Source organism: Ellagibacter isourolithinifaciens, from assembly GCF_008831035.1.
GTDB classification, from domain to species: domain Bacteria; phylum Actinomycetota; class Coriobacteriia; order Coriobacteriales; family Eggerthellaceae; genus Ellagibacter; species Ellagibacter isourolithinifaciens.
This window is the reverse complement of sequence record NZ_WAJR01000007.1, coordinates 54,283-67,120: the sequence shown is the minus strand read 5'-3', so window position 1 is coordinate 67,120 and position 12,838 is coordinate 54,283. Positions and strand designations below refer to the sequence as shown.

The following is a 12,838-nucleotide window of genomic DNA, read 5'->3' as shown; positions in this document are numbered from 1 at the left end:
GCAAACGAAGTGTTCGCCTTAGCGGAACGACTTCTCCTTGATTTTCGCAGCCTTGCCAACCTTCTTGCGGAGGTAGTACAGCTTGGCGCGACGCACGTCGCCACGGCGGGTAATCTCGATCTTGTCGATCTTGGGGGAGTGAACCGGGAAGGTACGCTCGACGCCCACGGAGAAGCTGATCTTGCGAACGGTGAAGGTCTCGCGGCAGGAAGCACCATGACGGCGGATGACGTCGCCCTGGAACACCTGGATACGCTCGCGGTTGCCTTCGACGATGCGATAGTGGACCTTCACGTTGTCGCCCACTTTGAAATCAGGGATGTCCTGCTTGATTTGCTGCTGCTCGATAGCGCGAATGATGTCCATCTTCGTTTCCTTCTATGCTCTCTTTTGAAACCGTTTTTGTACATATCGGTGTAAAGACACAGTTGGACATTATACTGCGCACGTTAATCAAGCGCAATAGCATTGCACTTGAAATTCGACGAGTTTCCGAGAGAGGTCCTGGACTGCTCTTCTTAACGAAGCGTCGTATACATCCCGGTCTTTACGTTGATACTTTTCACTCTCGCTAAATGAGCGTGAGCAAGGCGTAGGATACCACACCTGCCACCGCGCAGCCAAGAAGTGATTTCGTCCTCCACGCCACCACCACGACTACGGCGCTTGCTACCAGGGGCATGGCCGCGGGCCATATACCGGCAGCGAACATTCCAGGCGAGAGCAGGTCGTTCGCGACGAGCGCGGCAAAGGCCGCCGAGGGAATGAAGCCGAGCGCGCGCTCGACGGCGTCGGGCAGCGAGCGCCCCTTCAGAAGAAAGAGCGGCAGCACGCGGCAGGCGAGCATCGTCACCATGCACGACCCCAAGACGATAAAGTACTCCCCCCACGTCATTCGCGCTCACCTCCCTTCTTGCTAGCGCCTTCCCCGCCGACGCACGCCTCCTCGATGCGAGCCTCGTACGCCGCACTCTCGCGCGAGCGCGCAAGACGCACCTGGGACACACACAAGGCAGCGACAACGCCCGCTACCGCGCCGAGAAGGATCGCGGGGCCGGTGAGCCCCACCAGCTTGAACACGTAGACGCCGAGCATCGCGACCGCGGCGGCAACCACGTTTTCCACATTCGCTTTCTGCGTGCACAGAAGGCAGATGAAGATCGAGGTCATGGCGAAGGAGGCGATCGCAAGCGGGATGCCGATGGCGTTGCCCACCAGCACGCCGACCGTGCACGAAAGCGTCCAGGAGGTGCACGAGAACAGGTTCACGAACAGGGCCCGGCGCACCGACCAGCCCCCCTCCTCGAATTTAAGGGTGTTCACGCCGTAGCTCTCGTCGGTCACCGTGGCAGCGAAGAGGAACGCAAGGCGCTTGCGCACGCCGATGCAGTGGGGGGCGAACGCGGCCGAGTAGAGCATCTGGCGCGTGTTCACGAACGACACGCTCGCGATAATGGACGCGATAGGCGCGCCGGCGAGCCACATATTGGGAATCATGAACTGGCCCGCACCCGAGTAGAACAGCACGGACATGGCGAACACCTGCAGCGCATTGAGTCCGATGGAGTCGCACAGGATGCCGCACGGCACGCCGATGGCGACGTAGCCGAGCACGATGGGGAGCGCCGCGGTGAAGCTGGCTTGCAAATCGGTTTTTAGGTTGGTCATAGCTCTTTACACGTGAAGGGAATGGGGTTCGAACAGGTTCTGGAAGCGGGATTTCGCATAGCGGTCGGTCATGCCGGCGATGTAGTCGGTCGCAGCGCGCACGTCGTCGCCTTCCGAGATGGCGCGGTACTCGACGGGAATCTCGCCTGGGTTCTCGATGTAATAGGAGAAGAGCACATCGATGAGGCGCATCGCCTTCGCCACTTCCTCCATAACGGCATCGCAGGTGTAGACGTTGTCGAAGAGAAACTCGCGCAGCTCGGCCATGGCGTCCCACACGCGCGGCGACAGGCGGATATCGTCCTCGGCCGCCGATGTGCGGACCACGTCGACCACGAGCGTCTCGATGCGCGAGGAGTGGTCGCACCCGAGCACCTCGTGCGTCGAGGGGGGAAGGTCTCCTTCGCGGAGGATGCCCGCGCGGATGGCGTCATCGATGTCGTGGTTCACATACGCGATGCGATCGGCCACGGCGACGATGCGCCCCTCGAGGGTTTCGGCGTGAACGGGCCCCGTATGGCAGAGTATCCCGTCGCGCACCTCGGGCATGAGGTTCAGACCTCGCCCACCGTTCTCGATCGTCTCGACCACGCGAAGGCTTTGCTCGTTGTGGCGGTACAGGGCGGCGGCCTCGGGACTTTCGGGGTCCACGCCGCGAACGCGGGCGATTGCACGGCACAGCGCGTCCTCGCCCGTGTGGCCGAAAGGCGTGTGCCCCAGGTCATGGCCGAGCGAGATGGCCTCGGCAAGATCCTCGTTGAGGCCGAGCGCCCGTGCGATGGTACGCGCTATCTGAGAAACCTCCAGAGTATGCGTGAGGCGCGTGCGGAAATGGTCGCCCTCCGCCGCAAGGAAGACCTGCGTTTTATGCGAAAGCCTCCGAAACGATTTCGTATGGAGGATCTTGTCGCGGTCGCGCTGGAAGTCGTTTCGCAGGAAATCGGGATCGCTCGAGCGGTCACGGCCATCGGACTCGTCGGAGAACGCCGCGTCCGATGAAAGGAGCTCATGCTCGCGGAACTGCTGATCCCCCCTAGTGACGATGCGCATCGTTGCTCCTGACCTCGATTTCCCAATTACCCGAAGTGTAGCAGAAGTCGGCGGCTATCCGACGCGCGCGGCAACCTCGCGTGCAGCATCTTGGGGCGGAAACACGCCGAACTCGGTGATGATGCCGGAAATGAGCTCGGCGGGCGTCACGTCGAAGGCGGGGTTGTACACATCGACCCCGTCAATTGGCTGCGGCAGGACCTCGCTTGGATCGCGCTCCTCGATGGGGATGGCCGAACCGTCGGGCAGGGAGACGTCAAACGTGCTCGCAGGCGCGGCAACGTAGAAGGGGATGCTGTGGTGGTGCGCGAGAACAGCTACCCCATAGGTACCTATCTTGTTGGCGACGTCTCCGTTCGCAGCGATTCGATCAGCTCCGACAACGACGAAATCGATCATTTCCTTACCCATAAGGCTTGCCGCCATGTTGTCGCAAATTACCGTCACAGGCACGCCCGCACGGGAAAGCTCCCAGCTCGTGAGTCGCGCACCCTGGCCCACCGGACGCGTCTCATCGGCGAAGACGCGCTCGACCTTGCCCTGCTCGGCGGCGGCATACACCACGCCGAGCGCTGTGCCGAAAAACACGGTAGCAAGGCTTCCCGCGTTGCAGTGCGTAAGGATGCGAGCGTGCTCGGGGATGAGAGCTGCCCCCGCGGCGCCGATTGCTCGGTTCACCTTCTCATCCTCTCGTTCGATGCGAAGCACCTCGTCGAAAAGGGAGTCGGCCACCTCGCCAGGTGCTGCCCCCTCCGCAACGAGGCGCTTCGCGAAGGACTCCATGCGCGCGGTGGCCCACGTAAGGTTCACCGCCGTCGGGCGCGCCGCAGAAATCTCAGCGGCAACGGGTCGAAGCTCCGCCAGGAAGCTCTCCCCTGCCTCGGCACACCCGTGCGACACGGCGCCACGAGCGCCCTCGTTCACCGCCCAAAGTGCCACGGCGGCGGCCCCCGCAGCACCGATGGCAGGGGCTCCGCGCACCGCGAGCGTCTTTATGGCATCTACGACGCAACGCCAGCTGCCCGTCGAGCAAAAACATTCCTCACCAGGTAAAAGACGTTCGTCAAGATAGGTGAGCTCCGCTCGCCCGTCCGCATCGCGCCCAAGGCGCACGCTGCGAGGAAGGCGGGTGAGGTCGATGGAAGATTGCACGAGAAGCCCCCGTCTCCTTAGAATTCAGCGTTGCCAACGGTGCGAGGATGCGGGATGACATCACGGATGTTCTGAACGCCGGTAAGGTACATGACGAGGCGCTCGAAGCCCAGACCGAAGCCCGCATGGCGGCAGGAACCGTAACGGCGCAGGTCGCAGTAGTACTTGTACTGCGCCGGATCCATCCCGAGCTCGGCGATGCGGCGCTCGAGCACATCGAGGCGCTCCTCGCGCTGACTGCCGCCGATAATCTCACCGATGCCCGGCACGAGGCAGTCAGCCGCAGCAACGGTCTTGCCGTCGTCGTTCAGCCTCATGTAGAACGCCTTGATCTCGACCGGGTAGTCCGTCACGAAGGTCGGGCGCTTGAAGTGCTCTTCGGTGAGGAAGCGCTCATGCTCGGTTTGCAGGTCGATTCCCCAGCTCACGGGGTATTCGAATGTGTGACCCTTCGCAACCGCATCCTCGAGGATGGACACGGCCTCGGTGTAGGTCACCCGCGCGAAATCGCTCGTCGCCACGTGCGTCAGACGCTCGATAAGTCCCTTGTCGACGAACTTGTTCAGCATCGCGAGCTCGTCGGGGCAGCGATCCATCACCTCGTTGATGACGTGCTTCAGCATGTCCTCCGCAAGGTTCATATCGTCTTCAAGGTCGGCGAAGGCGATCTCGGGCTCGACCATCCAGAACTCGGCCGCATGGCGCTTCGTGTTGGAGTTCTCCGCGCGAAACGTCGGCCCGAAGGTGTACACGTCGCCGAAGGCCATGGCGAAGTTCTCGGCATTGAGCTGGCCGGACACGGTCAGACTTGCCGGCTTGCCGAAGAAGTCGCGGCTCCAGTCAACCTCCCCCGCGTGAAGTTCCCCGCCCGACTCGGCAGCAGCTTTCTCGCTCACGCGCGGCACGTCTTCCATATCGAGCGCGGTCACGCGGAACATCTCGCCTGCCCCCTCGCAGTCGGACGCCGTGATGATCGGGGTGTTCACATAGACGAATCCCCGGTCCTGGAAAAAGCTGTGGATAGATGCGGCCGCGACGCTGCGGATGCGGAAAACGGCGCGAAACAAGTTCGTGCGCGGACGAAGATGCTGCTGGGTGCGCAGAAACTCGACCGTGGCGCGCTTCTTCTGCAGCGGGTAGTCCGGCGCGGAGATGCCTTCGACGGAAATGCTCTCAGCGGTAAGCTCGAATGGCTGCTGCGCCTCGGGTGTGAGCTTCAGCGTACCCTTGCAGATAAGGGCAGCACTCACGTTCTGAGCTGCAATCTCGTCGTAGTTTTCCAGCGTTTCGCGGCTCATCACCACCTGGAGGTCGCGAAAGCAGCTTCCGTCGTTCAAGGTGACGAAGCCGAAGTTCTTCATATCGCGCACCGAGCGGACCCAACCCGCCACGGTGATTTCCTTGCCCCCGAACGCGTCGACGTCGGCGAACAGCTGGGCGATTTTCGTGCGTTGCATCATTCCCCTTCCCATGATATGCGCAAAAGGGGCCGAGCGCGAAACGCCCGACCCCTGCAATGATGAACCCGTAGTCGTGCTACTCTTCTTCGAGCGCAGCCTGGGCCGCAGCGAGGCGGGCGACAGGCACGCGGTACGGCGAGCAGCTGACGTAATCGAGACCGATCTTGTTGAACGTGTGGATGGAATCCGGGTCGCCACCGTGTTCGCCGCAAACGCCGCAGACCAGGTCGGGATTGCCCTCATGGCCGAGCTTGACGCCCATCTCCACGAGCTTCGCCACGCCCGGGTCGATCGTGGCGAACGGGTTGTACGGAAGCAGGTGCTCCTGCAGGTACTGCGGCACGAACTCGGCCTCGACGTCGTCGCGGCTGAAGCCGAACGTCGTCTGGGTGAGGTCGTTGGTGCCGAAGGAGAAGAAGTCTGCCTGCGTGGCGATCTCGTCGGCAGTGACGGCAGCGCGCGGCAGCTCAATCATGGTGCCGACCTCGATATCGAGCTCGACGCCCTCTTCGGCGGCCACTTCCGCGATGATCTTCTCGGCGACGGCGCGCAGCTTCTCAAGCTCGGCGACGGTCGACACGAGCGGGATCATGATCTCGGGCTTCGGGTCGAGGCCTTCCTTCTTGAGCTTCGCGGTCGCAGTCGCGATGGCACGAACCTGCATCTCGGGGAGGATCGGGTACACGATGCCGAGGCGGCAACCGCGCAGGCCCAGCATCGGGTTCTGCTCGGCGAAGCCGTCGATGCGCTCCATGAGCATGCGCTTCTCGGCGATGAGGGTCTTGTCCCCGCCCGTCGCCTCGAGGCGCGCGATTTCCACGTCGAGCGCGCGCGGGCTCTCGAGGAACTCGTGCAGCGGCGGATCGAGCAGGCGTACGATGACCGGCAGCCCGTCCATTTCCTTGAACATGCCGTAGAAGTCGCCGGTCTGGGCCTCGAAGAGCTCGCCCACTGCCTTCTCGCGCACGGCATCGTCGTCGTTCAAGATGAAGGTCTGGATGATCTGTTTGCGCTCGCCCAAGAACATGTGCTCAGTGCGGCACAGTCCGATGCCCGATGCGCCGAAATCGCGGGAAAGCTTCGCGTCCTCGGGGTTGTCCGCATTCGCGCGGACGCCGAGCTTGCGGAACTCGTCGGCCCACTCGAGGATGGTGTCAAGGTCGCCGGTGAGCTCGGGCATTACCAAATCGACCGCACCCAAAACGACGATGCCAGAGGTACCGTCGAGCGAAATCATGTCGCCCTCTTTGATGACGACGTCGGTGCCTGCGACCGTCGCCTGCTTCTTCTCAGCGTCGATCTTCAGGGCCTCCACGCCGCACACGCACGGGGCGCCCATACCGCGGGCGATGACGGCGGCATGCGAGGTCTTGCCGCCATGGGAGGTGAGGATGCCCTCGGCGGCGATCATGCCGGCGAGGTCGTCGGGGTTGGTCTCCCAGCGGACGAGCACGCACTTGCGGCCAGCTTCAGCGGCAGCGACGGCGTCAGCGGAGGAGAACACGGCTTCGCCCACTGCGGCGCCGGGGCTCGCGTTCAGGCCGCGGGCGAGCACGTCGTAGTCGGCGTTCTTGTCGAACTGCGGATGAAGCAGCTGGTCGAGCTGGTCGGGAGCGACGCGACGGACAGCCTCCTTCTTGTCGATGAGGCCCTCCTTCTCCATGTCGATGGCGATATGGAGCGCGGCGGCGGCGGTGCGCTTGCCCACGCGGGTCTGCAGCATGAAGAGCTTGCCCTGCTCGATGGTGAACTCGATGTCCATCATGTCGTGGAAGTGGTTCTCCAGAAGCACGAAGATTTCCTCGAGCTCACGGCCCGCTTCCTCGAGGCCTTCCACATGCTTGAGGTCGGCGATGGGGCTCGTGTTGCGGATGCCCGCGACGACGTCTTCGCCCTGGGCGTTTACCAGGTAGTCACCGTAGAATTCCTTCGCACCGTTGGCCGGGTTGCGCGTGAACGCGACGCCCGTGGCCGACGTGTTGCCCTTGTTGCCGAAGACCATGCACTGCACGTTGACGGCGGTGCCCAGGTCGTCGGAGATCTTGTTCTTCTTGCGGTAGAGAACCGCACGGGGGTTGTTCCAACTGCCGAACACAGCCTCGATGGCAAGCTTGAGCTGCACCATCGGGTCCTGCGGGAACTGCACGGAGCCGTCGACGACAAGCGCCGGGTATTCCTCGCCCGAGACGTTCTCGGTGAAGATGCCCTTGAACTCCGCGACGAGCTCTTGCAAGTCTTCCGCGGTAAGGTCGGTGTCGGACTTCACGCCGCGCACTGCCTTCATGGCGTTGATGGCGTTCTCGAACAGGTCGCCGTCAAGCCCCATGACGACGTTCGAGAACATCTGGATGAAGCGGCGATAGGAGTCCCACGCGAAGCGGGGGTTCTCGGTCTGCTTGATGAGGCCGTTGATGGACTCGTCGTTCAGGCCGAGGTTCAAAACCGTATCCATCATGCCGGGCATCGACATGGGAGCACCGGAACGGACGGAGACGAGCAACGGATCTTCCGCATCGCCGATCTTCTTTCCGATACGGTTCTCAAGATCGAGACGATACTCGTGGATCGTGTCGAGAACGCCTTCCGGCCATACGTTGCCGGCGTTGGCGTACTCCATGCACGTCTGACAGGAAATCGTGAATCCCGGAGGAACGGGAAGGCCGATGTTGGCCATCTCGGCGAGGTTCGCGCCCTTGCCGCCGAGCGTCGCCTTCATGGTGGTGTTGCCCTCGGTTACGTTGTTTCCCTGAGCGTCTTTGCCAAACGCATAGACGCGCTTCACTGGTTCGGTCACCTTGTTCTCCTTACAAGCTCCGGTTACCTTTTTACCCATGACGTCGGAAAACGTGACTTGCGAAGAAACATTTCGCGCACATTTCCCTAACGTTTCGAGTACTAGTCAACTATACCAGTAGGTGCGGGGTGCAGACGCTCGTAGTAGCGCAATATCTCTTGAGCGGTCTCCTCGACGGCACGGTTTTCAGTGTGAACGACGATAGCACCGAGTCGGCGCATGAGCGCACGCGCCGACTCGAGGTCCTCGTAGACATAGGTGGGGTCGGCGTAGCTGCTCGCGACGCCCACGGCATTGCCGAGCCTGCGAGCGCGGATGCCAACGAGCACCTCGGGCGTCGTCATGAGGCCGAACAGGTGCGTCGGGTCGACGTCGTAAATCTCGCGAGGAGGCTCGGTGTGGGGGTCAAGCGGAACGTTCGCCACCTTGTAGCCCTGCTGGGACAGATAAATCGACGTCGGCGTCTTCGACGAGCGCGACACGCCGAGCAAAACGATGTCGGCCTGCGTGAGGTCTTGGGGGTTTCTGCCATCGTCGTGAGCGATGGTGAACTCGATTGCCTCGATGCGGCGGAAGTAATGCTGGTCGGCCACATGAAGACCACCGGGCTTCGAGGACGGCTCGAGGCCCGAAAGGTCTGAAATGGCATCGATGACCTGGGTCATCAGGTCGATTGCGATGATGTCGGGCTCGGAGGCTGCGAACTCGGCCAAGCGAGTGCGCAGCTCCTTGTCGACGATGGTGTAGCAGACGAGGATTCGAGGAGATCCCTTAAGCTCGCGATGAAGCTGCATGTGGTCCTCGAGGAAGCGCTTCACCTCATCGAACTTGCGAACCTTCGGCAGCACCTCGATGCAGGGGTTCGTCACCCCAAACTGCGCAGCTGCGGCACGGGCCAAAGACTGCGCCGTCAACCCCACAGAGTCGCTGACAACGTGAATCGTCGGCAGGGGCGTCAAATTCGTATGCACAACGAAATCCATCTCTCGCCTGGCTTTTTCTATTGATGTGGACTACTTTTGGGCCTTCTTCGCCATCAACCCGAAATCGGCGACGTCGGTGAACACGCCGACGAAGCGGTTGAGCAGGCGCAGGCGGTTCTCGCGCAGCGACGCGTTCTCGTCCATGACCATGACGTCCTCGAAGAAGACGTCGATCGGCTCTTTGAGGGCCGCAAGGGCACTGCAGGCGGCATCGAAGTCCTTGCAAGCGAGCGCGGATGAGACCTTGCCCTCCCCTTCCTCGCATGCGCGAAGGAGCGCGAGCTCAGAGTCGCCAAGGATCGAGGTGTCGACCTCGCAGCCCAGCGCGGCGTCCGCAAGATTATGGGCGCGCGTGAAGGCGCCCGCGAGAGCCTCGTAAGTCTCGGGCTGCTCGGCACGGGCCGCATCGAGCGCGCAGGCGCGGGCGAAGAACTCGGCGGGGTCGATGACGCCCACAGCCGAGACGGCCTCGATGGAGTCGAGGAGGATGCCTTCGTCCTTCGCGATAGACTTCAGGCGCCCTGCGAAGAACTGTTCGACCTTTTCAGCCACAACGGCGCGATCGAATTCAAGGCCCTGCTCGGCGTAAGCGTCAAGCGACGCGGCGATGAGGTCTTTCAGGCCGACCGTAGGCATCGTGCGCAGCATGGCGATGATGCCGATGGCTGCGCGGCGCACCGCGTAGGGGTCGGAAGAGCCCGTCGGGGGCTCGTCGATGGCGAAGATGCCACAGCAGGTGTCGAGCTTGTCGGCGATAGCGACGCACTTGCCGCAGATGCCGGAGGGAAGATCGTCACCTGCGAAGCGCGGACGATAGTGCTCGCGAATCGCGGCGCAAACCTCGGGGGCCTCACCTGCGGCCTCGGCGTAATAGCCGCCCATGACGCCCTGCTGGTTGGTGAACTCGACGACTGCCTGCGAGACGAGGTCTGCCTTGGCCAGGTGCGCGGCGCGCACGGCGTTCGCGACGCCCGCCGCATCCTCGCCGGCTGCGGCAGCGGCCGCGCCCGCAAGCTTCTCCATGCGCTGGACCTTCTGCAAGGTGGTGCCAAGCTTCTCCTGGAACGTGACGATGCCGAGGCGCTCGACGAACTCCTCCATCGGGCGCTTCAAGTCCTCGTCGAAGAAGAACTTCGCGTCGTCGAGGCGCGGGCGCACGACGCGCTCGTTGCCGGAGACGACGGTATCGGAGACCTTCGGATCGGCGTTCGAGACGATCACGAACTCACGGGTAAGCTTGCCCTCGGCATCGAAAATCGGGAAATAGCGCTGGTTGGAGAGCATGGACTCGCAGATAATCTCCTGCGGCACGCGGAGGAACTCCTCGTCGAAGGTGCCGACGAGCACGGTCGGCCACTCGCAGAGGTTCACGACCTCGTCAAAGATGCGGGCAGGCGTGTCCACATGGCTGCCGGGGCGCTCGGCCTCGATTGCGGCGATGCCCTCGCGAATGGCGGCCTCGCGGGCCTCGGCGCCGAGCACGTAGGAATCCTTGAGCACCTGCTCGTAGGCAGCAGGCTCGGCAACGACATGCTCGCCAGGCGCCAAAACGCGATGGCCGCGGGTGGTGTTACCGCTCGTCACGTCGGCGTAGGTAACGGGCACGACCTCGGAGCCGAGGAGCGCGCAGATCCAGCGGATCGGGCGCACGAAGGTCTCGTGCTCGGAGCCCCAGCGCTGGGAGCGGTAGTTCGGCCACTCGATGGCGGCGATGACGTCGTGGCCGAGCGCCGACAGGATCGGCATTGCGGGCTCAGAGGGAACGTTTCTCTCGGCGAAGACGTACTCGTTGCCGTCCTCGTCCACCTTGCGAGTGAGCTCGGAGGCGTCGATACCGCACTTGCGGGCGAAGCCGGCAGCAGCCTTGGTGGGGTTGCCGTCTGCGTCGAAGGCAATTTGGGCCTTGGGGCCGCGCTTGACCTCATGGACGGCCTCGGTGGCGCAGGCCACGTCGGACACGATCGCGGCAAGGCGGCGCGGCGAGGAGACGACGCGCACATCGCCATGCGCCAAACCAGCCTCGTCGAGCATCTTCACGACGAGCTTCGGAAGCTGCTTGGAAGCGTTGATCAGCGGCGCCGAGGGCATCTCCTCGGTGCCGATCTCGAGCAGGAAATCCAGAGTATCTGCCATTTAGGCCACCTCGCCCTTCGTGGAATACGTGTCTTTCTTGCCAGCAACCTCGGCGAGATAGCTCTCGCAGCAGGCCTTGGCGACGGCGCGGACGCGCAGGATGTAGTTGGCGCGCTCGGTCGCCGAGATGGCGCCGCGTGCGTCGAGGATGTTGAACGCGTGGCTGCACTTCATGACGCAGTCGTAGGCCGGCAGCGGCAGCTTGCGCTCGAGACAGGAATGGCACTCGGCCTCGTACTCATCGAACTTGCGGCGCATCAGCTCGACGTCGGCGACCTCGAAGTTGTAGGTCGAGAACTCGTACTCGTTCTCGTGGAAGACGTCGCCGTAGGTCATGGGCGTGCCGTCGGGCAGGTAGGACCACACGAGGTCGTAGACGGAGTCGACGCCCTGCACGTACATGGCGATGCGCTCAAGGCCGTAGGTGATTTCGACGGGGACCGGGTCGACCTCGATGCCGCCGACCTGCTGGAAGTACGTGTACTGCGTGACCTCCATACCGTCCATCCACACTTCCCAGCCAAGACCCCACGCGCCGAGCGTCGGGCTTTCCCAGTCGTCCTCGACGAAGCGCACGTCGTGCTCGGCGGGATCGAGGCCGATGGCTTTGAGCGAGCCCAGGTAGAGCTCTTGGGAATCGACCGGGCAAGGCTTCAAGATGACCTGGAACTGGTAGTAGTGCTGCATGCGGTTGGGGTTCTCACCGTAGCGGCCGTCGGCCGGGCGGCGGCACGGCTGCGGATAGCAGGTGCGCCAGGCGTTAGGCCCGAGGCTGCGCAGCGTAGTGGCGGTGTGGAACGTGCCCGCGCCCACCTCGCTGTCGTAGGGCTGCATGACGACGCAGCCCTGCTTCGCCCAGTAGTGCTGCAGGTTCATGATGATGTCCTGGAACGTCAGCTTGTCGGCCGCAGGGCCGGCGGATGTCTCTGCCATGACTCTCCTTCTCATATCGATGCGCGGGACGCCGAGCGCCCGGTTCTCCACCTTTAAGACAGTACCCCGATATGCGGGATCGGCCAGTAGGTAAACACCGCATGACCGGTCACGCTCGAGGCGTCGATTGCGCCGAAATAGCGCGAATCCTGCGAATTGGTTCGATTGTCGCCCATGACCCAAAGGCAGCCCTCGGGCACGGTGTAGGGATAGCTTATGGAAACGGCCGTCTTCTCGAACGGCTCGGAAACCTTGTTCTCGGTGTAGGGCTCGTCGAGCACGACACCGTCGACGACGACCTTACCGTTTTGCAGGTCGACCGTCTGGCCGCCGGTCGCGATGACGCGCTTGATCAGCGTGCGGTTGGAGACAAGCGGATCGGCGAACGTGACGATGTCCCCTTTTTGGGGCTCGCTCGTGTAATAGGAAAGCTTCTCCGAGAAGACGAGGTCGCCCACTTCGATGGTGTCCTCCATCGAACCCGAGGGAATCTCATAGGCGCCGAACACGAAGGTGTTCAACAGGCGCGAGAGGCCGAACACGACGAGTACCATGATGACGATGCTCAACAGGCTGCGGGCCACCTTCGAGCCCTGGCGTTCGGCATGCTGACCGGAAAACATGAAGCGCGATATCCTTTCGATACGGGAGGCGGTACCACCCGT

At 62.9% G+C, this 12,838-nt stretch carries 11 protein-coding genes; all 11 read right to left on the bottom strand.

Features of this window, described 5'->3' with window-relative positions; all coding sequences use genetic code 11:
• Positions 1-18: 18 nt before the first annotated feature.
• The 11 genes from rplS to lepB all read right to left on the bottom strand — a co-directional run bounded on the left by rplS (position 19) and on the right by lepB (position 12,796).
• Positions 19-366, bottom strand: coding sequence for a 50S ribosomal protein L19 (gene rplS, locus F8C90_RS04455; RefSeq protein WP_158049251.1), 348 nt, complete (start codon positions 364-366; stop codon positions 19-21).
• A gap of 205 nt (positions 367-571) precedes the next feature.
• A complete protein-coding gene (locus tag F8C90_RS04450; protein WP_158049250.1) occupies positions 572-895 on the bottom strand; it encodes an AzlD domain-containing protein in 324 nt (107 codons plus the stop codon).
• Complete coding sequence (locus F8C90_RS04445; protein WP_158049249.1) at positions 892-1,668, bottom strand: AzlC family ABC transporter permease; 777 nt, start codon at positions 1,666-1,668, stop codon at positions 892-894. The genes F8C90_RS04450 and F8C90_RS04445 overlap by 4 nt, the downstream gene beginning before the upstream one ends.
• Positions 1,669-1,674: 6 nt before the next feature.
• Complete coding sequence (locus F8C90_RS04440; protein WP_158049248.1) at positions 1,675-2,718, bottom strand: deoxyguanosinetriphosphate triphosphohydrolase; 1,044 nt, start codon at positions 2,716-2,718, stop codon at positions 1,675-1,677.
• Between the two features lie 54 nt (positions 2,719-2,772).
• Complete coding sequence (gene mtnA / locus F8C90_RS04435) at positions 2,773-3,870, bottom strand: S-methyl-5-thioribose-1-phosphate isomerase (RefSeq protein WP_158049247.1); 1,098 nt, start codon at positions 3,868-3,870, stop codon at positions 2,773-2,775.
• Positions 3,871-3,887: 17 nt separating this feature from the next.
• Entirely contained in the window at positions 3,888-5,327 is a 1,440-nt protein-coding gene (gene asnS / locus F8C90_RS04430) for an asparagine--tRNA ligase (protein WP_158049246.1), read from the bottom strand.
• 79 nt (positions 5,328-5,406) lie between these two features.
• A complete protein-coding gene (ppdK, locus tag F8C90_RS04425) occupies positions 5,407-8,124 on the bottom strand; it encodes a pyruvate, phosphate dikinase (RefSeq protein WP_158049245.1) in 2,718 nt (905 codons plus the stop codon).
• 101 nt (positions 8,125-8,225) lie between these two features.
• A complete protein-coding gene (locus F8C90_RS04420) occupies positions 8,226-9,107 on the bottom strand; it encodes a pyruvate, water dikinase regulatory protein (RefSeq protein WP_158049244.1) in 882 nt (293 codons plus the stop codon).
• A gap of 30 nt (positions 9,108-9,137) precedes the next feature.
• Entirely contained in the window at positions 9,138-11,240 is a 2,103-nt protein-coding gene (glyS, locus tag F8C90_RS04415) for a glycine--tRNA ligase subunit beta (RefSeq protein ID WP_158049243.1), read from the bottom strand.
• Entirely contained in the window at positions 11,241-12,173 is a 933-nt protein-coding gene (locus F8C90_RS04410; protein WP_158049242.1) for a glycine--tRNA ligase subunit alpha, read from the bottom strand.
• 53 nt (positions 12,174-12,226) lie between these two features.
• Entirely contained in the window at positions 12,227-12,796 is a 570-nt protein-coding gene (lepB, locus tag F8C90_RS04405; RefSeq protein WP_158049241.1) for a signal peptidase I, read from the bottom strand.
• Positions 12,797-12,838 lie beyond the last annotated feature (42 nt).

What these genes read in the sequence shown, in the direction of transcription:
- rplS (WP_158049251.1), bottom strand. Translation starts at nt 366, where the DNA reads ATGGACATCATTCGCGCTATCGAGCAGCAGCAAATCAAGCAGGACATC.
- F8C90_RS04450 (WP_158049250.1), bottom strand. Translation starts at nt 895, where the DNA reads ATGACGTGGGGGGAGTACTTTATCGTCTTGGGGTCGTGCATGGTGACG.
- F8C90_RS04445 (WP_158049249.1), bottom strand. Translation starts at nt 1,668, where the DNA reads ATGACCAACCTAAAAACCGATTTGCAAGCCAGCTTCACCGCGGCGCTC.
- F8C90_RS04440 (WP_158049248.1), bottom strand. Translation starts at nt 2,718, where the DNA reads ATGCGCATCGTCACTAGGGGGGATCAGCAGTTCCGCGAGCATGAGCTC.
- asnS (WP_158049246.1), bottom strand. Translation starts at nt 5,327, where the DNA reads ATGCAACGCACGAAAATCGCCCAGCTGTTCGCCGACGTCGACGCGTTC.
- F8C90_RS04420 (WP_158049244.1), bottom strand. Translation starts at nt 9,107, where the DNA reads ATGGATTTCGTTGTGCATACGAATTTGACGCCCCTGCCGACGATTCAC.
- glyS (WP_158049243.1), bottom strand. Translation starts at nt 11,240, where the DNA reads ATGGCAGATACTCTGGATTTCCTGCTCGAGATCGGCACCGAGGAGATG.
- F8C90_RS04410 (WP_158049242.1), bottom strand. Translation starts at nt 12,173, where the DNA reads ATGGCAGAGACATCCGCCGGCCCTGCGGCCGACAAGCTGACGTTCCAG.
- lepB (WP_158049241.1), bottom strand. Translation starts at nt 12,796, where the DNA reads ATGTTTTCCGGTCAGCATGCCGAACGCCAGGGCTCGAAGGTGGCCCGC.